The following is a 21,347-nucleotide window of genomic DNA, read 5'->3' on the forward strand; positions in this document are numbered from 1 at the left end:
CGGCGTGGCCAAAGCTGGGCAGCAGGTAACACGGGAACGTAAAGATGATCAGGCGCAAGTCATCGCGCATGACTGGAGACAACGAAGACGACAACCCTGAGGGTAGCGGACCCAAGGGGTTTGACGACTTTGATTTGCGTCTTGGTGACATCATGCGTGGTGAACGGGCCACCATGGGAAAATCATTACTTGATGTGCAGCGCGAACTGCGGATCAAAGCCTCTTATATTGCTGCTATCGAAAACGCAGACCCTTCGGCATTTGATACGCCGGGTTTCATTGCGGGTTACGTCCGGTCTTATGCACGGTATCTGGGTCTGGACCCGGATGAGACATTTTCCGAGTTCTGCAACGAAAGCGGGTTCACCGTGGCTCATGGCATGTCGGTCGACGCCTCCGTGATTAGAGACTCGACCTTGGGCCAAAAACCGCATCGCAACCAGCGCGATCCCCTTTTGGCCCCCCACACGCCCTTTATGCCAGAGTCGGGTGGTCTGTTCAGTCACCTCGAACCACGCGCCATTGGCTCTTTGGTCATTCTTGTCGGGTTGATTGCCGGAATTGGGCTTGGTGGCTGGACGGTGTTGAAACAGGTGCAGCAGGTAAAGTTTGCCCCAGTTGATCAGACGCCAATGGTGCTTAGCGATCTTGATCCGCTGAGCCGGGCCGGAGAAGAAGGCGACCCATCTGTGCCGACAGCCGAAGCGCTCGACCGGCTGTACCGCCCGCCGGCGCTGGATGTGCCGGTGCTGGTGGCGCGTGATGCGCCGATTTCCACGCTGGACCCGCGCGAAGTGGGAACCTTTCAGGTGCCAAATATTCGCTCGGCGGCGCCATCGCAGATTTTTGCTGATCAGATCGAAGCCGCCGTCGCTGCGGCGATGCCGCAGGTGGTCGCACCCGAGGCTCCGGCGCTGCGCATGGTCGCGGTGCGGCCTTCATGGGTGCGGGTCAGAGCCGCAGATGGCACTGTCATCTACGAAGGGATTATGGAAAGCGGTCAGACCTATGAAGTGCCCGCAATGGAAGAGCCGCCGACTTTGCGTGCAGGCGAATCCGGGGCAATTTATTTCGCCATGGATGGTGCACATTACGGCCCCATCGGAAAGCGGGGCATGGTGACCTCAAATCTGGCGCTTTCGGCCGAAGAGATCAGCGCACAGTTTCAGGTGGCCGATCTGGAGCAGGATCAAGATTTGGCCCGCATGGTCGCCGAAGCCCAGACTGATTCAGCAGTCAACAGTCAGTGACGTTCCGCGACGTTGCGGCAGGCGCAAATGCGGATTATCTAACTCGACAGACCCTTATGAAGACGGAGCCGCTGCCATGTCGCTGAATCCCGTTCGCCCTTGGCGCAATATCTACCGCCGCAAATCGCGGCAGATCATGGTGGGAAATGTTGCCGTCGGCGGCGATGCCCCGATTTCGGTGCAGACGATGACGAACACGATGACAACCGACGTCGCGGCAACCGTGGCGCAGATTCAAGCCGCCGCCGAGGCGGGTGCTGATATCGTGCGTGTCTCGGTTCCCGACGAGGCGTCGAGCCGCGCGCTGCGGGAGATTGTGCGCGAAAGCCCGGTGCCGATCGTGGCCGACATCCATTTCCACTACAAAAGGGGTATCGAAGCGGCCGAAGCAGGGGCGGCCTGCTTGCGGATCAATCCAGGCAATATTGGCGATAAAAAGCGCGTGCGTGAGGTGATTTCGGCGGCGCGAGATCACAATTGCTCGATCCGGATCGGCGTGAATGCAGGCTCGCTCGAGCGCCATCTGCTGGAAAAATACGGCGAACCGTGCCCCGATGCGATGGTCGAATCCGGCCTGGAGCATATCCGAATTCTGCAAGACAATGACTTTCACGAGTTCAAGATCAGCGTGAAAGCATCGGATGTCTTCATGTCCGCTGCCGCCTATCAGCAATTGGCCGAGGCCACCGATGCACCGATCCATCTGGGCATTACCGAAGCCGGCGGGCTGGTCAGCGGCACGATCAAATCCGCCATCGGCCTTGGCAATCTGCTGTGGATGGGTATCGGCGACACGGTCCGCGTCAGCCTCTCTGCCGATCCGATCGAGGAGATCAAGGTCGGGTTCGAAATCCTGAAATCATTGGGGCTGCGTCATCGCGGTGTGAATATCATCTCCTGTCCCTCTTGCGCCCGACAGGGCTTTGACGTGATCAAGACGGTTGAAGAACTGGAAAAGCGTCTGGAACATATCAAGACACCGATGAGTCTGAGCATCATCGGCTGCGTCGTGAATGGCCCGGGCGAGGCGCTGATGACTGATGTCGGGTATACCGGCGGCGGTGCGGGCAGCGGCATGGTTTATCTGGCGGGCAAGCAAAGCCATAAACTGGGCAATGACGCGATGATCGACCATATCGTCGAGCAGGTCGAAAAACGGGCCGAGGAATTGGAAGCCACGACCCAAGCCGCCGAATAGGGCGGGGCTCACCCCGCCCGCGCCGTATCTTTGGCGGTTAGTCCTGCGCGCGCTTTTCCGCAATCATTGCTGCCATCTGCTCGCCGGGCAGGTAACCGCGCAGCATTTCGTCTTGCAACACAAAGGTCGGCGTGCCGGTAATTTGCAGGCGCTGTGCCAGTTCGCGCGTTTTGGCGATTTCCGCGTTCACCGCGTCGCTGTCCATGAGTGACATGACCGCCTTGCCGTCCAGCCCAAGCCCTTCGGCCAGACGTATCAGCGCAACCTCGTCCGGATCCCCCGAGAACTCCATCAAGGCATTGTGCACTGCTTCATAGGCCTCTGCGCCCGCGAGATGTTTGGTCGCGATGGCAAAGCGGGACGAGATAAGTGAGGCTTCACCCAAGATCGGAAACTCTTTTACGATCAGGCGGATATTGCCGTCTTCTTCCAGCAGTTTTGCCACTTCGGGGGTGGCCCTGCGGCAATAGCCACACCGATAATCCATGAATTCCACGAGTGTAATATCGCCCTCTGGGTTGCCTCCCACCCACGAAAACCCATCGTTGAATATGGCCTCGTGGTTGGTCTGAACCAGTGTGAAATCGGCGTGAGTTTGCGCGTCTGCCTGACGCTCTTCCATCACGGCGACGGCCTCGAAGATCACCTCGGGGTTTTCCAGCAGATAGGCACGCACTTCGGCGCGAAACGCATCGCGCTCTCCGTCGCTCATAGCTGATAGGTCCAGCGCCTGAACCGGAGCGGCGAGGGCCAGTGCCGTCAAGGCGGGGGCGGCAAAACGCAACATTTTAGTTTCCTTTTGTCAGGTTGTCATGAGCATTGAGCATATTCGCGTCGCCCTGCCAAGGGCCGGTCCGTAGGCGGAGCAAACTTAACCCTACCATTGACGGCGCGCGCGATACGCGGTCAAACCCTATCTGATCCAGAAGTATCGGAGAATGCGATGCGAAACTCAATGCGCTCACAGGTTGATCCCTTCATTGTGATGGATGTGATGGAGGCCGCCCGCCGCGCCGAGGCGGCAGGTCGCAGCATCATCCATATGGAGGTAGGCCAGCCCGGAACGGGTGCGCCCAAAGGTGCGATGCAAGCGCTGGCCACACGCATGATGGAAGAGCCGCTGGGCTATACCGTTTCGCTGGGGCTGCCGGAATTGCGCGCCCGCATCGCGCGGCTTTACGGGGAATGGTATGGTGTCGATCTTGATCCCGGGCGCGTGATCGTCACTTCGGGCTCATCCGCTGGATTCCTGCTCGCCTTCACGGCGTTGTTTGATTCCGGCGACCGTGTCGGCGTGGGTGCCCCGGGCTATCCCAGCTATCGTCAGATTCTGCGCGCGCTGGGGCTGACGGCGGTCGATCTGCCCACTGCGCCGGAAAACCGTTATCAGCCTGTGCCGCAGGATTTCGTCGGTCTTGATCTCGCGGGGCTGATGGTTGCCTCGCCCGGCAACCCGACAGGCACGATGCTTGACCGCGCGGCGATGGGGGCGCTGATCGAAGCGGCGGCAGGGCAGGGCACCAGCTTTATCAGTGACGAGATCTATCACGGGCTGGATTATGATACCCGCGCGATCAGTGCGCTGGAACTCAGCAACGATGTTTATGTAATCAATTCGTTTTCCAAATACTTCTCGATGACCGGCTGGCGTGTCGGCTGGATGGTGGTGCCTGAGGATCAGGTCCGCGTGGTTGAACGCATCGCCCAGAATATGTTCATCTGCGCCCCCCACGCCAGTCAGCTCGTGGCGCTCGCGGCAATGGATTGCACCGATGAACTGGACGAAAATCTGGCTGTCTATCGGTGCAACCATGCCCTGATGCTGGAGGGATTGCCGAAGGCTGGCTTTACCGAGATCGCGCCGCCCGACGGGGCGTTTTATGTCTATGCCGATGTTTCCGCCCTGACCAATGACAGCCGCGCCTTTGCCGCTGAAATACTGGACAAAGCCGGTGTGGCGGTGACGCCGGGGCTGGATTTTGACCCGGTGCGGGGGCACCAGACATTGCGGTTTTCCTATGCCCGCGCCACCAGCGATATCATCGAGGGGCTGGAGCGGCTAAAACGTTTCATGGACGCGCGGGGATGATCCGGGTCTGGGTCGCATTGGTTGTTTTTGCCCTGTCTTGCAGCGACCTCAGTGCGCATGAGTTTACTGCGCTGGCCCGCATTATCCCTGAAAGCAGCCGGATCAGCGACCAGGCCCGCGGCACCGTCGGCATCAATCTGGCGCTATCGCAGGGGGTGCCTTACCGTCTGTTTACCCTGAACGACCCGCCCCGGCTGGTGGTCGATTTTAAGGAGGTCGATTGGAGCGGGCTGGACCGGGAGACCTTGCTTGATAGTAATCGCATCGCGCAGGTGCAGTTCGGCGGATACCTTCCCGGTTTGTCGCGGCTGGTGGCCGAACTGGTGCAGCCGATGGCAGTCAGGCAGGCGGCAATGCGGATCGATGACGATAGCGGGGCCGGGCATCTGGTGCTGACGCTGGCTCCGGTCTCGGCTGATAGGTTCGCTGCAAAGGCAGGCGCTCCGACAGATCCGCGTTGGGACCTGCCGGCCCCTACGCTGACTCCGCTTCGCCCGACTCGTGGCGAAAATGCGCCCCTAGTGGTGGTGCTGGACCCCGGCCACGGTGGTATTGATCCGGGCGCCGAGGCCGGAGACGTTGCGGAAAAACATCTGATGCTGACCTTTGCCCGCGAATTGCGCGAGGTGCTGCTGCGCAGCGGCGGCTTTCAGGTGATGCTGACCCGCGAGAGTGACCATTTTGTGTCGCTGGAGCGCCGTATCGCGCTGGCCCATCAGGCTCGGGCGGATGTGTTCATTTCGCTGCACGCCGACGCTTTGACCGAAGGGCTGGCCCATGGCGCGACGGTGCACTTGCTGTCAGCAGAGGCTTCGGACAAGGCCAGCGCCAAGTTGGCCGAGCGCCACGACCGCGGCGACCTTCTTTCCGGCATAGACCTGAGCGCAATGGATGATCGGGTGACTGATATTCTGCTGGATCTGGCGCGTCGCGAAACCCAGCCCAGCACGGAATTGCTGGCGCGTGCGGTTGTAGATGGCATTTCCCAGACCGGCAGCCCGATAAATCGCCGCCCGCTACGTCGCGCGGCGTTCTCGGTGCTGAAGGCCGCCGACATCCCGTCAATCCTGATCGAAGTCGGGTTCATGTCCAGTCCCCGCGACCTAAGGAACCTGCAAGATGCGGCTTGGCGCGAAAATATGGCTCTGGGCATCCGCAACGGTCTGGTCAACTGGCGCAAGGCCGATGCGGTGCAGCGCGCCCTTCGGCGAAAATAGATCCATTTACGGCGAAGTTCCGCGGGGTCTCCTTTGACGCTTGCCGATAGCGCGCGTATATAAGCATGAGCGCGCAAAAATAGGCTGCATCGTGATCCGTTTCATACTCTCGTTCTTCGGAGCGATTTTTTCGCTTTTGACGCTGGGCATTGTCGTTCTGGCGATCAGCCTTGGTGCGGTGTTCTGGATCTATGGCCACGATCTGCCCAGCCACGAATCACTGAAGCAATACAAGCCGCCGACAATCAGCCGGATCTATTCCGCGGAAGGTCAGATGATTGACGAATTTGCCCGTGAACGCCGCCTGTTCACATCGGCGGCGGAAATTCCCGCGCTGGTCAAGCAGGCGTTCATCTCGGCCGAAGATAAGAACTTTTATACCCACAAAGGCTATGACACGCGTGGCATCGCGGTCGCGGTGTTTGAGGCGGTGAAGTCGCGTGGTCAGAATGTGCGCGGAGCCTCGACCATCACGCAGCAGGTGATGAAGAACTTTCTTCTGTCGGGCGACCGCCAGCTCGAGCGCAAGATCAAGGAAATCATCCTTGCCTCCCGCCTTGAGGAAACGCTGGACAAGGAGCAGATCCTCGAGTTGTACCTGAACGAGATTTTCCTGGGACAGAACTCCTATGGCGTCACCGCCGCTGCGCAGAGTTATTTCAACAAGACGCTGGCGGAACTGGCCCCGCACGAGGCAGCATTTCTAGCCTCGCTGCCCAAAGCACCAAGCGACTATCACCCGGTGCGCCAAAAGGAGCGGTTGCTGGCGCGGCGCAATTTCGTGCTCAAGGAAATGCGCGAGAACGGCTATCTCAGTTCGCAGGAATACGAAACCGAAGTGGCGCAACCCCTGCGTTCGGTCCAGAATGGCGATTTTGAGAGCTTCCGCACCGCCCTGCCGTCGCGTGACTATTTTACCGACGAGATCCGCCGCCAGTTGAGCGAGGATTTCGGCGAAGGCGAGTTTTTCACCGGTGGCTTCACTGTACGTGCCACCATTGATGAAGAAATGCAGCGTGAGGCGGCGCGCGCCTTGCAGAAAGCGCTGGAGCAATATGACCGCGGAATCGGCATCTGGCGCGGCACTGGCAAGACGATTGCCGCCGAGCAGTTGGGCACCGAAGAGCGCTGGCGCGCTGCACTGGCTGATACGCGCGTGCCCCGTGATGTCAATTTGAACGGCGAGTGGCACCCTGCCGTGGTGCTGGAAGTCGGTGCACAGAATGCCCGGATCGGGATCGAGGGCGTGGACGAGGTTGCAGGCGGTCACTGGATCGAGGCCAAGGATGTTCAGTGGGCGCGCAAGAAGGGCCAGCGCGGCAAGGCACAGGTCGCAGGCGATCTTTTGACGGTCGGGGACGTGGTGCTGGTACGCGCCATGACCAGCGACAGCGACGGCTCGTTCATCCGCTGGACGCTGCGCCAGACGACCGAGGTGCAGGGCGGCTTCATGGCGATGGACGTCAATACCGGGCGCGTGCTGGCGATGCAGGGCGGATTCTCCTATCAGGATTCGGTATTCAACCGCGCCACGCAAGCGCAGCGCCAGCCCGGATCGTCATTCAAGCCGTTCGTTTTTGCCGCCGCGCTTGACAGTGGGTACAGCCCTGCGACCATCGTTGTGGACGCTCCGATCGAGATCAACACGCCACAGGGCATCTGGCGGCCCCGCAACTCCACCAACCAGTTCTATGGCCCCACGCCATTGCGCACCGGGATTGAACAGTCGCGCAACCTGATGACCGTCCGTCTGGCGCAAGAGGTGGGGATGCCGGTCGTTGCGGGCTATGCCGAACGCTTTGGCGTCTATGACAACATGGGTACTTATCTCGCCAACGCGCTCGGCTCCGAGGAAACCACGCTTTACAAGATGGTCGCCGCCTATGCGATGTTCGCCAATGGTGGCGAGCGCGTGGAGCCGACGTTGGTCGACCGCATTCAGGATCGTTACGGCAAGACCATCTACCGCCACGACCAGCGTGATTGTCTCGATTGCAGCGTCGACAACCTGCCGCAAGGTGTTGCCCCGCGCATCGAGTCCAACCGCAGTCGGGTCATGGACCCAATAACGGCGTATCAGCTGACCTCGATGATGAAGGGAGTGGTGGACCGTGGTACCGCGTCGGGCGTGATCAACCTGCCGGTGCCCACGGCGGGCAAGACCGGAACCACCAACGACGCCCGCGATGTGTGGTTTGTCGGCTTTACCAGCAATATCGTCGCAGGGTGTTATATCGGTTATGACCGGCCACGATCGCTGGGGCGGCGGGCCTATGGGTCGTCCATGTGCGGGCCGGTGTTCCAGTCCTTCATGACCGAAGCGACCAAGAAATACGGCGGTGGCCCGTTCAAGGTGCCGCCGGGCGGGCATTTTATAAAAATCGACCGCTTTACTGGCGCGCGCCTTTCGGATGATGCCAGTGGCCAGAACGTCGTGGCGGAATATTTCCGCGATGGAGAAGAGCCGATCTTTGGCCTTGCCTATGATGGCGGTTTTGCGATGGGCTCGAACCTGCCGCTGGTCGAAGAGGTGCGCGAAAGCTCACGACAGGTGGAAACCTCGTCCGGAGGCAAGGCGACCGTTGGACCGAAAGCCAATTTCGGCACCATCAGTTCGGGCGGATTGTATTGATTTCATGACGACATTATATGGAACTTTACCGACGCCTGATTTTTGCGGGCGCTTGCCCGTAACCGGGTGTTGCCTTATCACCCGATAAAATTCAGATTGTAGGACCATCTATGCGCTCCGAGACGCAGAACCACATTGCCGAAATCGAAAAAACGCTGGACCTTCTGTCACAACGGATGGACCGTGAAACAGCCACGCACCGGCTCGAGGAATTCAACGCGCGCGTTGAAGACCCTGATTTGTGGAACGATCCCGAAGCGGCGCAAAAGCTCATGCGGGACCGCCAGATGCTGGTGGATGCGATCGAGACTTACGACAGCATCAGTCGGGATTTGTCCGATAATATAGAGCTGATCGAGTTGGGCGAGATGGAGGGCGACGACGAAGTTGTCGCTGATGCCCAGACCGCGCTGAAGGAACTCGCGGAAACCGCCGCGCAAAAATCGCTTGAGGCGTTGCTCGACGGTGAGGCAGATGCCAACGACACGTTCATCGAAATCCACGCTGGGGCCGGCGGGACCGAAAGCTGCGACTGGGCGTCGATGCTGGCGCGGATGTATGTCCGCTGGGCCGAACAGCGCGGTTACAAGGTCGAATTGCAATCCGAGAACGGCGGGGACGAAGCCGGGATCAAATCGGCCACCTACAAGATCAGCGGCCACAATGCCTATGGCTGGCTGAAATCTGAAAGCGGGGTGCATCGTTTGGTACGCATCAGCCCCTATGACAGTGCCGCCAAGCGCCATACATCGTTCAGCAGTGTCTGGGTCTATCCGGTGGTGGACGACAATATCGATATCGAAATCAACCCTGCAGATATTCGCATCGATACTTATCGCAGTTCGGGCGCCGGCGGGCAGCATGTCAACACCACTGATTCGGCGGTGCGTATCACCCACAACCCGACCGGAATTGTGGTTACCAGCTCCGAAAAATCCCAGCACCAGAACCGTGATATAGCGATGAAAGCATTGAAATCGCGCCTCTATCAGCTGGAGCTTGACAGGCGTCACGCCGCAATCAACGAGGCGCATGAGAACAAGGGCGCTGCGGGCTGGGGAAATCAGATCCGCTCGTATGTGTTGCAGCCTTATCAGATGGTCAAGGATCTGCGCACCAATCACGAAACTTCGGATACCAAGGGTGTGCTGGACGGCGATCTAGACGGCTTCATGGCGGCCACGCTGGCTCAAAACCTGTCGGGCAAAACCCGCGCCGAAGCACAGGGCTCCTGACCCCTACGGGAATTCCCTGATTTACAGATTTCCTTTTCCGGCTTTAATGGGGTGGAGAATCGTCTGCGCCCGGCGGAAACGCTGTGTGCCGACGGCGCACCGGGAGGGGGGAAAGCCGGATGGACCTAGTAAGACCGCACGGAGTACCGGAACTTCGGGCCATTGATGCTGCCGTTTTACGGCGCGCCCTTTTACTAGGGTGGCAGGATTTTCTAATAGCACCGTTTTACGGCCTGACGCTGGCCGGTATCTATGTTCTGGCTGGCTGGGTGATGATCTGGGTCACCATGGCAACTGGCGAGGTCTACTGGCTGGTTTTGGCTGGGATCGGGTTCCCGTTGATCGGGCCGTTCGCAGCTGCGGGCCTGTACGAAGTCTCGCGCCGGATTGCGACGCAAGAATCACTTAATCGCCGCGCAGTCTTTGCGATCGTGCGTCTTCAGGGGCGGGGGCAACTGCCGTCGATTTGCGCCATCATGGTCGTGGTGTTCCTGTGGTGGCTCTTTATTGGCCACATGATATTCGCGCTGTTCATGGGGCTGTCCACCATGACCAATATCTCAACCTCTTACGAGGTCTTCCTGACGCCAAACGGGTTGACCATGCTTGCGGTCGGAACTGCGGTTGGCGCGCTGTTTGCGCTGTTGCTCTATATGATCACAGTGCTGGCCCTGCCACTTATTCTCGACCGCGAAGTCGATTTCGTGACAGCTATGATCACGTCGTTTCAATACGTGCAGGCGCATCCGGTTCCGATGCTGGGCTGGGCCGCGTTTATCGCTGTGGCGACGTTTGTTGCAATACTGCCATGGTTTATCGGGCTTTTTCTGGTGCTGCCGCTCTTGGGCCATGCCAGTTGGCATGTCTATGACGAGATCGCCCATTCCGGCACCGCCGAACCCGTTGCAGCCCGCCTTGCCTGAAAACTTGATCTTTCAGCCATCGATTCGCTGTGATCGTTTCAGCCGCGTGCGAAATGCGCGCATAGCCGTTGGGGTCTCGACTGCCGGCCTTATCCGGCGCCACAGCCGACGAATAAGCCGGGTTTGTCGGTACCGATCTGCCGCAGGCGTTAAGTAATATATCCGGAGCCAATACCTCAAAAGCAGGGACGAAAATGCAGCCAGTGACGCTGCCTCACGCAGAGGAAACAGCTTCAGGTTACGAAGAACGGGACGCAATATGAATGGAATTGTGCTTTGGAGCGATACAAAAGACAGCAAGGCACTAATCTGGTGCGAAGATCATGGCGACCTTGCCTTTTATCGCCGCCCCAAAGGGGGCACAGGGCCGACGCTTGATGCTGGCGATTGGGTGCAATTTGAACTGTCGATGGAACAAGATCTTCGCCGTGCGCGTAACCCGCGTATGATGGTGGAGGGGGCTTTCAGCGATCTCGCCGACAGATTGCTTGCCGATGCGTCAGAATCTGCCAGGCAGTCGGACCCAGGCTCTTTTGCAAAGGCCGAGATCATTTCTTTTCATGACAGATGCCAAAAGATCGGCCGCGCCGGATAAGGCTCCGCGCGGCCGGCCGGATTCACGCGCCCCGCAACAACGCGGCTACGCCAGTGCGAGCAATTTCGACAAGCCCCAAGGGACGCATCAAATCTGCAAAGGCGTCGATTTTTTCTGGCGTTCCGGTGATTTCAAAGACAAAACTGCCAAGGGTGCTGTCCACCACATTGGCGCGGAAGATGTCTGCCAGCCGCAGCGCTTCGACCCGTTTTTCGCCCTCCCCGATGACTTTCAGGATGGCCAGTTCGCGTTCGACCGGCGTGCCTTCTACCGTCAGATCATGAACATCGTGGACCGGCACGATGCGGCCCAATTGTGTCTTGATCTGTTCGATCACCTGCGGCGTCCCTGTGGTGACGATGGTAATCCGCGACAGGTGGCCGGTATGGTCCACCTCTGCCACTGTCAGGCTTTCGATGTTGTAGCCACGACCGGCAAATAGCCCGATCACCCGGGCCAAAGCACCGGGTTCGTTTTCGACCAGCACCGCCAATGTGTGGCGCTCATCCACATCCGAAAACGTGGGGCGAAGATTATAGGCCGAATGTTTGGACGAGCCGCGTTTGATATGCAGGGCTGACATGATATGCCTTTCGTTGTTCCAGATCGAAACAGGATGATGCCTGTTTGGAAAATGCTCAGACCAACACCGAGCCCTGAGCGTCAATCACGCCCTGAGTATCAGCATCGCCCAGCAACATTTCATTATGAGCCTTGCCGCTTGGGATCATTGGGAAACAGTTTTCATGCTTTTCCACCAAGCAGTCAAAAATCACTGGTCCGTCATGGTTGATCATCTCCATGATCGCGTCATCCAGATCTGCAGGGTCGGTGCACAATATACCCTTGGCGCCGAAGGCTTCGGCAAGTTTGACGAAATCGGGCAGCGCCTCGGACCAGCTTTGTGAATAGCGCTCGCCATGCAGCAACTCCTGCCACTGCCGTACCATGCCAAGGCGTTCGTTGTTCAGGATGAATTGCTTGACTGGCAGGTGATACTGGACCGCCGTACCCATTTCCTGCATGTTCATTAGCCACGACGCTTCTCCGGCGACGTTGATTACCAATGCGTCAGGATGGGCCATCTGCACGCCGATCGAAGCCGGGAAACCATAGCCCATGGTGCCCAAACCGCCGCTGGTCATCCAGCGGTTTGGGTCTTCGAAGCCAAGATATTGTGCCGCCCACATCTGGTGCTGGCCGACCTCGGTGGTGACATAGCGATCGTGGTCCTTGGTCAGTGCCTCAAGCCGTTGCAACGCGTGCTGTGGTTTGATCGTTTTCGGGCTTTCGGTGAACGCCAGACAGTCCACCTTGCGCCATTCGTTGATCTTCATGTGCCATTTGGCGACGGCGTCGACATTGGTCTTGCTCCCGCGCGCTTTCCAGACATCCAGAACATCCTGAAGCACGTTGGCGACATCGCCAAGGATTGGAATGTCGGTCTTGATGACCTTGTTGATCGAGCTTGGGTCAATGTCGATATGCGCCTTGACCGATTTGGGGCTGAACGCGTCGATACGCCCGGTAATTCGGTCGTCGAAGCGCGCCCCGATATTGATCATCAGATCGCAATCATGCATCGCCAGATTGGCCTCGTAAAGGCCATGCATTCCCAGCATTCCCAACCAGTTCTTACCGGAGGCAGGATAGGCCCCCAGCCCCATCAAAGTGCTAGTGACGGGAAACCCAGTTGCCTCGACCAGTTCACGCAGCAATTGGCTGGCGGCAGGGCCAGAATTGATGACGCCGCCGCCGGTATAGAAAAGGGGGCGTTTGGCGGTTTCCATGGCCGCGACCAGTTCGGTGATCGAACTGATGTCGCCTTTGACGCGGGGCTGGTAGTGGCTCTTCGAGGCGTCGGGCGCGCTGTAGCTGCCAGTCGCGAATTGCACGTCCTTGGGAATATCGACCAGCACCGGACCGGGCCGACCCGACAGCGCGACATGAAATGCTTCGTGGATGATCTCCGGCAGATGCTCGGTATCTTTGACCAGCCAGTTGTGTTTGGTGCAGGGCCGGGTAATGCCGACGGTGTCGGCCTCCTGAAAAGCGTCGGAGCCAATCATGAAGGTTGGCACCTGACCGGTAAGGACCACAATCGGAATGCTGTCCATCAGAGCATCGGTCAGCCCGGTCACCGCGTTGGTGGCACCGGGACCGGAGGTCACCAAAACGACGCCGGGCTTGCCAGTCGAGCGCGCGTAGCCTTCGGCGGCATGCACAGCGCCTTGTTCGTGGCGTACAAGGATATGGCGGATATCATTTTGCAGGAAGATTTCGTCATAGATTGGCAGCACCGCGCCGCCGGGATAGCCGAATATCGTGTCCACGCCCTGATCCTTCAGCGCCTGAACCACCATCTTTGCTCCGGTCATCTCACGTGTCATCTGCTTTGCTCCATCCGCGACATCGCTGCATTACGCACAAAAAAGCCCCCGAAAACTCTCGGAGGCGCATGGGGTCTGGTTATGGTAATACCGTTACCGGCCCATGCGCTTGGTTCCTACAATTACCACTAGGGTGGCCATAACAGGGGTCTCCTTGATACTGCGCGGACACTATGTGCCTCGGCAGTAAGGGTCAACAGCCAATCGCTTGGCAAAGGTGCTCTCAAGGACACATTTCGTTTATTTATTGCTTTGAAGCTTCGATGCGCGATATTTTGATGCGACGGGCGGTCGTCAAGCCATCTTTAGCCGCCACTGGCGCGACGATCGGGAAGATGAAGATTGGCAACCTGTTCGGCGATCGGGTCCGCCGAGAGCGGATGCATCTCGTCCTCATAAGCCTCGGGATCCGTCATTGGTGACCATTCGCCGTTCCGATAGACTTCAAGCCCCGAAAACCGCGCCTTGTAGCCCATCTTTGGGCTGCCCGGCACCCAGTAACCCAGATAGACATAGGGCAGTCCGGCCTCGCGCGCGATGTCGATGTGATCGAGGATCATGTAGGTGCCCAGAGATGCCTGAGGACGATCGGGCGTGTAGAACGAATAGACCATGCTCAGCCCGTCTTCGAGAACATCGGTCAGACTGACACCGATTAAAGCCTCTTGCCCGGGGTCTGAATATTCGATTACCCGGCTGCGGATCGGGGTTTCCTCGATCATTGCCGCGAATTCGAACACGTCCATATCGGCCATGCCGCCATCGGCATGACGTGCCTCCAGATATTCGCGAAATAGAGCGTATTGCGCTTCGGTTGCCCAAGGCGAGGTGGCCCGGCGCAGCAAGTCGCGATTGCGCCGTGAGGTGCGCTTGTGGTTTTTGCTCGGCTGGAACTGCGACACGTCGATGCGGGCCGACAGGCAGGCCGCGCAATCGGCGCAGGAGGGGCGGTAAAGCACATTCTGTGAGCGTCGAAAGCCTTGTTGCGACAGGCTGTCGTTCAGTCGTGCCGCGTCGTCGCCTTGCAGGGCAGTGAACAGCTTGCGTTCCATCCGGCCCTCAAGGTAGGGGCAGGGCTGTGGTGCAGTCACATAGAATTGTGGCGCGATTGGCAGAGTGTGGCGCATTTGGGTCCCCGTTTGGATCGGCGCGGTTGCGACAACGATCGATGATAACAACGGTTACGCCACGCGCCAACCCGGTTTCTCAGACATGCAGCACTGCCCGGCGGTTCAACGCCACGGTTCCCAGCACGAGGTCGGTCAGGCCCTGTTTACGCGCGCCGGTCAGCATCAGGATGATCGAGACGATCTGAACGATCGGTAACGCCATTGAGATCATATAGCCCAGCGTATGCAACGCCGCCTGCAGCAGGTCGAGTTCGGCACCGTCGGCGGCGCGAATTTCGACACCCGCAAAGCGCATGCCCCATGTCGCCGACCCACTGGCCAGCGTCAGGGTGCGGTACACAAAGCTGATTGAGACCACGAGGATGGGCCAAACGAAGGCGCCGACAAAGGCAGTCAAAATGACCGTGATCACGCAAAAAAGCAGGATCAGGATGGTGTCGATGATCCATGCCAGCAGGCGCTTGCCGGGAACGCCATCATAGAATTGCGGTTGAAAATCAGGATCGGGCAGATTGGTCATCGCGGGCTCTGTTCGGTTGCGACCACGCCCCGCCGGGGGCGGAGGCGCGGGGCGGGAAGGCGCTCAGGTGCTGGCGTCGCCGGTGTCTTGCGCGGCGGTGCGGGCGCGTTCGTCCATGAACTGATCGAACTCGGCCTTGTCCTTGGCTTCGCGCAGTCGCTCCAAGAAGGCCTCAAAGCTGTGCTGTTCTTCTTCCAGACGGCGCAGGGTTTCCTCGCGATAGGCGTCAAAGGCGCTGTTGCCGGTGCTTTGCGTCAATGGCGCACCGTGGCGGCGCGAATGGCGGCGGTTGCAGGACGAGTTGAACATGCGTTTACTCCAGATCAAATAGGCCAGAATCGCCAGCCCGAGGGGCCAGAACAGGATAAAGCCGAGGATCATCGCCGCGATCCAGGCGCCTTTGCCCTTGCTATCCATCCAGCGTTCAGCCCGAGAAAACCAGCCGGGCAGCCAGTTGGGGGCGTTTTGCGTCAGGGATGTCATTATCGGTGTCTCCGGTTTGCGTGTGCTGATGTGAATGTCGTTCACATACTCCAGATTGGAATTGTCCCCTTGGATTGCAATAAAAAATGTGAACGGGCTTTACATTTTCTTTGAATGTCTGGCGTTAACAGGGCTTTACTATGTGGCGGCAGATGGAAAACATCTGCGGTTATAATCTGAGAGCCGGTGACCTCATCGACAAGGTCTGTCATAACTTCCCGGATTCGCGCCGATAAATTGGGGGCGATGCCTGGGCCATGGTAAGGAAACGGCCCGGCCAATGCCATTGGCACGACTGCGCTGACCGATACCGACTGGCAGGTGCAAACCGCGATGGGATCGCGGGTAGAGGTGCAACGGTTGGGTGATCTGGCGCAAGCGGCTGATCGGCGGCACGCCGCTGTTTTGCACCTATGATACCGGTGATGGAGTGGCGGCGCAGGAGCGGCTGGCACTGGCTCAAATTTGGACCCGAATGCTTCCCTATTCCACCGGCGGCTGCGGCTGGGCCGGACGAAAGTTCGGTGCGCTGGGTCCGTTTTGTAAAGGCGCTGTCGCCGCACTGTTTACAAGAGTTCGCAAGAGGCCGCGTGTAATCTCCGGCCTTCGCGCCGGTTTTTTGTGTTAGAATGACAGCTAGGAAACAGCCTTGATAGAGTCATGACCGAACCAGCCCGACACAGGATACGGTTCGGAGACCACTGCCGGAGTTGCTGCCATGAAACTGGACCTGAGGGCGCGATGGATCCCGGTTCAGGCCGAATTTGATCGCTTCGCGGAGTTGTCAGGCGACAATAACCCAATTCATGTCGATCCGCTGTTCTCGGCGCAAGGCGGGTTCGGGCTTACGGCGGCGCATGGCATGCTAATTTATGCCAGGCTTTGGGCGATGTTGCAGGGGAAAAAACCAACCTTGCGGCATCTGCACCAGTCGATCATCTTTCCCAACCCTGCTTTTGCAGGAGAGCCGCTGGACCTGCGCGTCGCTGGCGATGTGCCGGGTGAGACCACCTTGGGCGCGGTACGGGTCGCCGACGGGGTGGCGGTGTTTCTGGGCGTCGCGGAGGTCATATGCTGAGCTTGGGTCAAAGCGCCGAAATCCGCCGTGTCTTTGATGTCGCGGACATGCGTGATTTTGAACGCCTCAGCGGCGCGCAGGCAGGTGTGCATGTACCCGAACCGCTGATAGCGGCGCTGTTTTCCCAGCTTCTGGGTATGCAATTGCCGGGGCCGGGGACGCAGTATCTCAAGCAGGGTCTGGATTTTATCGCGCCGGCACGTCCCGGTGAAACGCTCACGGCCCGCGTCGCGATCACCCGCCTACGCAGCGACAAGCGGCTGGTCGATCTGCAGGCGGTCTGCTTGGGTGGGGACGGGCGGCTGATCTGTCAGGGCCGCGCTCTGGTCAAGGCCCCGACGGCGAAGTTTTCGTAGTCCCTTGCGGCTGCGATAGCAAAACGCTGGATCAGGTGCGCTGACCGGAAAACCGTTCCTGCCAGTCTTCGCGCTGGGCATCCGTGATCTTGGCGAACAGGACCTCAGGAACCTCGAAATCGTGCCCGGGTTGCAGGGTCTCCAGCGCGTCGGCCACATCATCAGGCCAACCGGCATCCTTGGTTTGCATCGCCGCCAGCATGCGCGCGCTGGCATCGGGGATGAAGGGTGCGCTTAGCACAGCATAAAGCCGGATCAGGTTCAGCCCCAGCCGCACTTGCATTGCCGCCTTTTCCGGCTCGTCCTTGAACGCGGCCCAAGGCGCAGCGGATTGCAGATATTCGTTGCCCGCCACCCAGATTGCGCGGAGTTCGGCTGCGGATTTGCGCACTTCCATATCCTGCATATGCTGTTCATAGGCGCGGATACGGCTGGTAAGACTTTCAATCAGCGTGGTTTCTGCGTCGCCAAAAGCGCTGCCCTCAGGCACCGCCTCGCCGAATTTGCTGCGGCAGAACTTGGTGACACGGGAAACGAAATTGCCCAGCACATCGGCTAGATCCTTGTTCACCGAGAGCTGAAAATTTTCCCATGTGAATTCGGAATCATTGCTTTCGGGGGCATGGCTGAGCAGCCACCAGCGCCAGTAATCGGCAGGCAGGATTTCCAGCGCCTGATCTTGGAATACGCCGCGCCCCTGACTGGTCGAGAACTGGCCACCCTCGAAATTCAGGTAGTTGAAGGATTTCAGGTGATCGACCATCTTCCACGGCTCGCCCGAGCCCAGCAGCGTGGCCGGAAAGCTGAGCGTGTGAAACGGCACGTTGTCCTTGCCCATGAACTGGACGTAACGCACCTCATCGGCGCCCTTGTCGGTGCGCCACCAGCGTTCCCATGCGCTATCGTCTAGGCCCTGCGCTTCGGCCCATTCGGCGGCGCAGGCGATATATTCGATGGGGGCGTCGAACCAGACATAGAATACTTTGCCTTCCATGCCGGGCCAGTCTTCGGCGCCGCGCTTGACCTTAATGCCCCAATCCAGATCGCGGGTGATGCCGCGATCCTGCAAACCGTCGCCGTCATGCAACCATTTCTTGGCGATCGAGGTGGTCAGGATCGGCCAGTCAGCCTTGGAATCGATCCATTTATCAAGCTCGTCCTTCAGCGCAGATTGGCGCAGGAACAGATGTTTGGTTTCGCGTACTTCAAGGTCGGTGCTGCCCGAAATCGCGCTGTGCGGGTCGATCAGATCGACCGGGTCCAATTGCTTGGTGCAGTTCTCGCACTGGTCGCCACGCGCCTTGTCATAGCCGCAATTAGGGCAGGTGCCCTCAATATAGCGGTCGGGCAGAAAACGACCATCAGCGTTGGAATAAACCTGTTCCTCGCTCACTTCGCGGATCAAGCCGTTCTCGGCCAGTTTGCCGGCAAGGTGTTGGGTCAGGCGGTGGTTCTGGGGGCTGGAAGAGCGGCCGAAATGGTCAAAGGACAGGTGGAAGCGGCGCGCAATATCTTCCTGTACCTTGTGCATATCGGCGCAGTATTCCGCGACCGGCTGCCCGGCTTTGGCGGCGGCCAGCTCGGCCGGGGTACCATGTTCGTCCGTGGCGCAGAGAAACAGCACTTCGTGGCCGCGTCCGCGCATGTATCGGGCGAATAAATCGGCGGGCAACTGGCTGCCGACCAGATTGCCCAGATGTTTGATCCCATTGATATAGGGAAGTGCCGATGTGATCAGAATACGTGCCATGCGCCTGCCGCCCTTGTCCTTAGTCTCTCTGGCGTCCTTAGCGCAGGTGTCACAGGGCGTCACCCCCCGTTATCGGTTGTCGTCGCGGTGGCGGCGTAGCAGGCGGCCAATAAGGAATGAGGTGCGCGGTACATAAAGATAGGGTGTGCGCTCTTCCAGGGTTGGCCGGACCCGCATGCGGATCAGGCCAAAGATGATCAGTCCCAGATGCACCAGCGCAATCATCGCAAACATTGCGCCCGGCCCGCGCTGCGCAATCAACACCGAGGCAAGCCAAGGCGCGACCATTGCGCCCATCGCATAAAAGAACATCAAGGCCGCCGACAGTTCGACGCGCTGGCTGTCATCGGCGAAATCATGGGCGTGGGCGGCTGAGACCGAATAGATCGGGAAGGTCGTCGCGCCAAAGATCAGCGCGCTCCACATTACGGCGGAGGCGCCCATCGTATTGGTGCTGGCGGTCAGAATTGAGGCAGCGATGGCAGATAGCGACAGCCAGGTCAGGACCCAGCGACGGTCGAACCGGTCGGCAAGCCGACCCACCGGATATTGCGCCAATGCGCCGCCCAGCACGAAGGCCGAAAGAAACCAGGCGATCTGATCGGTGCTCAGACCCACCTCCTGCCCATAGACGGGCCCGATCATGCGAAACGCTGCTGATGAGACCGCAGCAGCGACCACCCCGACAGCCGCGAGGGGCGACAATCTGAATGCCAATATTGGGCGCAGCCGGGGTGACGGCGGCGTATCGGGTTGTTGATGTGTGGTCAGAGTCAGCGGCAATAGCGCTGCGCAGCATAGGATCGCCAGTATATTGTACGAGACGTAACTGGCGGGTTCCAAGATCGCGATCATCGCCTGCGCCAAAAGCGATCCGGTCATATCCACAAGGCGATAGCCCCCCATGGCGCGGCCCCGGACGTTGTTGGTTAGCCGGGCGTGGAGCCATGCTTCGATCACGGTATAGCAGCCAGCAACGCACAGCCCGGTCATCACCCGCATGATTGCCCACGCATAGGCGTCGATCAGCAGCATATGCGCCAGCAACCCCACCGTGCCGGCAACGGTAAAGGCGGCAAAGGCGCGGATATGGCCGATATTGCCCATCAGGCGCGGTGCCCACCAGCTGCCGAAAAAGAAGCCGACGAAATGCGCCGAACCCAACAGCCCGATCTGACCGGTGGTAAAGTCCAGCGCCAGTCCTGACAGCGCATCCAGCGGTCCAACCCCGCCGGTGGACAACTGCAACAGGGTAACCGCTAGAAACAGGGGGATAAAAGTCAACAGAAGGTGCATGATATGCCACCATGCTGATGGATTGTACTGGATCAAGTGAATTCATCTGCAATCGGTTTGGAACGGCTGCGCCTCGGCGCTGGGATGCTCGGATTCCGAGCCGGTGATTGCGAAAAATTCTTGCACAAGGCGTATAGTTTTTCGTTTCAAGCCGGGCCATGCTGAGAGTTGAACTTCAAGGAGGGCCGGAACATGCCGCTGAACATGAACAAAGAGGTTTTCATCACCTGTGCCGTCACCGGTTCGGGTGCCACGCAAGACCGCAGCCCAAATGTCCCGCGCAGCCCCGAACAAATCGCCGAGAGCGCAATCGCCGCTGCCAAGGCGGGTGCGGCGGTGGTGCATTGCCATGTGCGCGACCCCGATACCGGAGCGCCGAGCCGCGATCCTGATCTCTATCGCGAGGTGACCGAGCGCATTCGCGAGTCCGATACCGACGTCGTGCTCAACCTGACCGCCGGTATGGGGGGGGACATGGTATTTGGCCCGACCGAGCAGCCCTTGCCGCTGAATGACGGGGATACCGATATGATCGGCGCCAGTGAACGGGTGGCCCATGTTGCCGACTGCCGGCCCGAGATCTGCACGCTCGATTGCGGTACGATGAACTTTGCCGAAGCTGATTACGTCATGACAAATACCCCCGGCATGTTGCAGGCGATGGGGCAGATGATGACCGAAATGGGCGTCAAGCCCGAAATCGAAGCTTTTGATACCGGGCATTTGTGGTACGCTAAACAGCTCGTCGCCGACGGCGTTCTGGAGGAACCCGCGCTGGTGCAATTATGCATGGGGGTGCCATGGGGCGCACCCGATGATCTCAACACCTTCATGGCGATGGTTAACAATGTGCCCAGCGGCTGGACATTTTCGGCCTTCGCAATCGGGCGCAACCAAATGGCCTATGTCGCCGCGGCAGTGCTGGCCGGGGGCAATGTACGGGTCGGGCTGGAAGATAACCTTTGGCTGGAAAAGGGCGTTCTAGCCGAGAACTGGCAACTGGTCGAACGCGCCGGCACAATCATCGAGAACATGGGGGCGCGCGTGATTGGCCCGGATGAAGTGCGCAGCCGGTTGAATTTGACCAAACGCGCCCCGGCAATTCAGTGAGGCGTTCACACCGGCCTAAGCACAGTGATCGCGGTGGTCTGACGGGGCTAGGCCGGACGAGCGAGAAAATAATTCCGGCAAGCCAAATGCCAGAA

The 21,347-nt window shown here is 59.2% G+C and carries 19 protein-coding genes; 11 read left to right on the plus strand and 8 right to left on the minus strand.

What is annotated here, in order from left to right:
- The first annotated feature begins 44 nt into the window (after positions 1–44).
- Complete coding sequence (locus JAO82_RS08785) at positions 45–1,250, plus strand: helix-turn-helix domain-containing protein (protein ID WP_198686009.1); 1,206 nt, start codon at positions 45–47, stop codon at positions 1,248–1,250.
- Between the two features lie 76 nt (positions 1,251–1,326).
- On the plus strand, positions 1,327–2,448 hold the full coding sequence (gene ispG / locus JAO82_RS08790; protein ID WP_198686010.1) for a flavodoxin-dependent (E)-4-hydroxy-3-methylbut-2-enyl-diphosphate synthase: 1,122 nt from the start codon (positions 1,327–1,329) through the stop codon (positions 2,446–2,448).
- Between the two features lie 37 nt (positions 2,449–2,485).
- On the opposite strand, the gene JAO82_RS08795 is transcribed toward ispG, so the two are convergent.
- The gene (locus JAO82_RS08795) at positions 2,486–3,235 is read right to left on the minus strand and encodes a DsbA family protein (protein WP_198686011.1); all 750 of its coding nucleotides are present in this window, start codon (positions 3,233–3,235) and stop codon (positions 2,486–2,488) included.
- Between the two features lie 156 nt (positions 3,236–3,391).
- Here JAO82_RS08795 and JAO82_RS08800 point away from each other — a divergent pair, with 156 nt between their 5' ends.
- The 6 genes from JAO82_RS08800 to JAO82_RS08825 all read left to right on the plus strand — a co-directional run bounded on the left by JAO82_RS08800 (position 3,392) and on the right by JAO82_RS08825 (position 11,139).
- Positions 3,392–4,537, plus strand: a complete 1,146-nt coding sequence (locus JAO82_RS08800; protein ID WP_198686012.1) for a pyridoxal phosphate-dependent aminotransferase — start codon at positions 3,392–3,394, stop codon at positions 4,535–4,537.
- On the plus strand, positions 4,534–5,754 hold the full coding sequence (locus JAO82_RS08805) for an N-acetylmuramoyl-L-alanine amidase (protein WP_198686013.1): 1,221 nt from the start codon (positions 4,534–4,536) through the stop codon (positions 5,752–5,754). Before JAO82_RS08800 ends, JAO82_RS08805 begins: the two co-directional genes overlap by 4 nt.
- A gap of 91 nt (positions 5,755–5,845) precedes the next feature.
- Positions 5,846–8,386 (plus strand): penicillin-binding protein 1A, encoded by a 2,541-nt coding sequence (locus tag JAO82_RS08810; RefSeq protein WP_198686014.1) that lies wholly within the window; start codon positions 5,846–5,848, stop codon positions 8,384–8,386.
- Between the two features lie 110 nt (positions 8,387–8,496).
- The gene (prfB, locus tag JAO82_RS08815) at positions 8,497–9,621 is read left to right on the plus strand and encodes a peptide chain release factor 2 (RefSeq protein WP_198686015.1); all 1,125 of its coding nucleotides are present in this window, start codon (positions 8,497–8,499) and stop codon (positions 9,619–9,621) included.
- A 119-nt stretch (positions 9,622–9,740) separates the two neighbouring features.
- A complete protein-coding gene (locus JAO82_RS08820) occupies positions 9,741–10,544 on the plus strand; it encodes a DUF2189 domain-containing protein (RefSeq protein WP_198686016.1) in 804 nt (267 codons plus the stop codon).
- 271 nt (positions 10,545–10,815) lie between these two features.
- On the plus strand, positions 10,816–11,139 hold the full coding sequence (locus JAO82_RS08825) for a hypothetical protein (RefSeq protein ID WP_198686017.1): 324 nt from the start codon (positions 10,816–10,818) through the stop codon (positions 11,137–11,139).
- Between the two features lie 22 nt (positions 11,140–11,161).
- Here the strand turns inward: JAO82_RS08825 and ilvN are convergent, their stop codons facing one another.
- The 5 genes from ilvN to JAO82_RS08850 all read right to left on the minus strand — a co-directional run bounded on the left by ilvN (position 11,162) and on the right by JAO82_RS08850 (position 15,662).
- Positions 11,162–11,722, minus strand: a complete 561-nt coding sequence (gene ilvN, locus JAO82_RS08830) for an acetolactate synthase small subunit (protein WP_198686018.1) — start codon at positions 11,720–11,722, stop codon at positions 11,162–11,164.
- A 55-nt stretch (positions 11,723–11,777) separates the two neighbouring features.
- Positions 11,778–13,529 (minus strand): acetolactate synthase 3 large subunit, encoded by a 1,752-nt coding sequence (locus JAO82_RS08835; protein ID WP_198686019.1) that lies wholly within the window; start codon positions 13,527–13,529, stop codon positions 11,778–11,780.
- Positions 13,530–13,834: 305 nt separating this feature from the next.
- Entirely contained in the window at positions 13,835–14,656 is an 822-nt protein-coding gene (locus JAO82_RS08840; protein WP_198686020.1) for an arginyltransferase, read from the minus strand.
- Positions 14,657–14,735: 79 nt separating this feature from the next.
- Complete coding sequence (locus JAO82_RS08845; protein ID WP_198686021.1) at positions 14,736–15,179, minus strand: RDD family protein; 444 nt, start codon at positions 15,177–15,179, stop codon at positions 14,736–14,738.
- Between the two features lie 63 nt (positions 15,180–15,242).
- Positions 15,243–15,662 (minus strand): DUF2852 domain-containing protein, encoded by a 420-nt coding sequence (locus JAO82_RS08850; protein ID WP_198686022.1) that lies wholly within the window; start codon positions 15,660–15,662, stop codon positions 15,243–15,245.
- Positions 15,663–16,380: 718 nt separating this feature from the next.
- Here JAO82_RS08850 and JAO82_RS08855 point away from each other — a divergent pair.
- Positions 16,381–16,740, plus strand: coding sequence for a MaoC family dehydratase (locus tag JAO82_RS08855; RefSeq protein ID WP_198686023.1), 360 nt, complete (start codon positions 16,381–16,383; stop codon positions 16,738–16,740).
- Complete coding sequence (locus JAO82_RS08860) at positions 16,734–17,096, plus strand: hotdog family protein (RefSeq protein WP_198686024.1); 363 nt, start codon at positions 16,734–16,736, stop codon at positions 17,094–17,096. Before JAO82_RS08855 ends, JAO82_RS08860 begins: the two co-directional genes overlap by 7 nt.
- 31 nt (positions 17,097–17,127) lie before the next feature.
- Here JAO82_RS08860 and metG read toward each other — a convergent pair whose 3' ends face one another.
- Together metG and JAO82_RS08870 are read right to left on the minus strand one after the other, a co-directional pair.
- Complete coding sequence (gene metG, locus JAO82_RS08865; protein WP_198686025.1) at positions 17,128–18,846, minus strand: methionine--tRNA ligase; 1,719 nt, start codon at positions 18,844–18,846, stop codon at positions 17,128–17,130.
- Positions 18,847–18,915: 69 nt separating this feature from the next.
- Positions 18,916–20,142, minus strand: a complete 1,227-nt coding sequence (locus JAO82_RS08870) for an MFS transporter (protein ID WP_198686026.1) — start codon at positions 20,140–20,142, stop codon at positions 18,916–18,918.
- 192 nt (positions 20,143–20,334) lie between these two features.
- Here JAO82_RS08870 and JAO82_RS08875 point away from each other — a divergent pair, with 192 nt between their 5' ends.
- Positions 20,335–21,252, plus strand: a complete 918-nt coding sequence (locus JAO82_RS08875; RefSeq protein ID WP_198686027.1) for a BKACE family enzyme — start codon at positions 20,335–20,337, stop codon at positions 21,250–21,252.
- The last annotated feature ends 95 nt before the right edge of the window (positions 21,253–21,347 follow it).

Origin of the sequence: Pontibaca salina, from assembly GCF_016307205.1 — a bacterium.
Lineage (GTDB): Bacteria > Pseudomonadota > Alphaproteobacteria > Rhodobacterales > Rhodobacteraceae > Pontibaca > Pontibaca salina.

Excerpts from the sequence above, each read along its gene's own strand:
- JAO82_RS08785 (WP_198686009.1), top strand. The coding sequence starts at position 45 with ATGATCAGGCGCAAGTCATCGCGCATGACTGGAGACAACGAAGACGAC.
- ispG (WP_198686010.1), top strand. The coding sequence starts at position 1,327 with ATGTCGCTGAATCCCGTTCGCCCTTGGCGCAATATCTACCGCCGCAAA.
- JAO82_RS08795 (WP_198686011.1), bottom strand. The coding sequence starts at position 3,235 with ATGTTGCGTTTTGCCGCCCCCGCCTTGACGGCACTGGCCCTCGCCGCT.
- JAO82_RS08800 (WP_198686012.1), top strand. The coding sequence starts at position 3,392 with ATGCGAAACTCAATGCGCTCACAGGTTGATCCCTTCATTGTGATGGAT.
- JAO82_RS08805 (WP_198686013.1), top strand. The coding sequence starts at position 4,534 with ATGATCCGGGTCTGGGTCGCATTGGTTGTTTTTGCCCTGTCTTGCAGC.
- prfB (WP_198686015.1), top strand. The coding sequence starts at position 8,497 with ATGCGCTCCGAGACGCAGAACCACATTGCCGAAATCGAAAAAACGCTG.
- JAO82_RS08820 (WP_198686016.1), top strand. The coding sequence starts at position 9,741 with ATGGACCTAGTAAGACCGCACGGAGTACCGGAACTTCGGGCCATTGAT.
- ilvN (WP_198686018.1), bottom strand. The coding sequence starts at position 11,722 with ATGTCAGCCCTGCATATCAAACGCGGCTCGTCCAAACATTCGGCCTAT.
- JAO82_RS08835 (WP_198686019.1), bottom strand. The coding sequence starts at position 13,529 with ATGACACGTGAGATGACCGGAGCAAAGATGGTGGTTCAGGCGCTGAAG.
- JAO82_RS08840 (WP_198686020.1), bottom strand. The coding sequence starts at position 14,656 with ATGCGCCACACTCTGCCAATCGCGCCACAATTCTATGTGACTGCACCA.
- JAO82_RS08845 (WP_198686021.1), bottom strand. The coding sequence starts at position 15,179 with ATGACCAATCTGCCCGATCCTGATTTTCAACCGCAATTCTATGATGGC.
- JAO82_RS08850 (WP_198686022.1), bottom strand. The coding sequence starts at position 15,662 with ATGACATCCCTGACGCAAAACGCCCCCAACTGGCTGCCCGGCTGGTTT.
- JAO82_RS08855 (WP_198686023.1), top strand. The coding sequence starts at position 16,381 with ATGAAACTGGACCTGAGGGCGCGATGGATCCCGGTTCAGGCCGAATTT.
- JAO82_RS08860 (WP_198686024.1), top strand. The coding sequence starts at position 16,734 with ATGCTGAGCTTGGGTCAAAGCGCCGAAATCCGCCGTGTCTTTGATGTC.
- metG (WP_198686025.1), bottom strand. The coding sequence starts at position 18,846 with ATGGCACGTATTCTGATCACATCGGCACTTCCCTATATCAATGGGATC.
- JAO82_RS08870 (WP_198686026.1), bottom strand. The coding sequence starts at position 20,142 with ATGCACCTTCTGTTGACTTTTATCCCCCTGTTTCTAGCGGTTACCCTG.
- JAO82_RS08875 (WP_198686027.1), top strand. The coding sequence starts at position 20,335 with ATGCCGCTGAACATGAACAAAGAGGTTTTCATCACCTGTGCCGTCACC.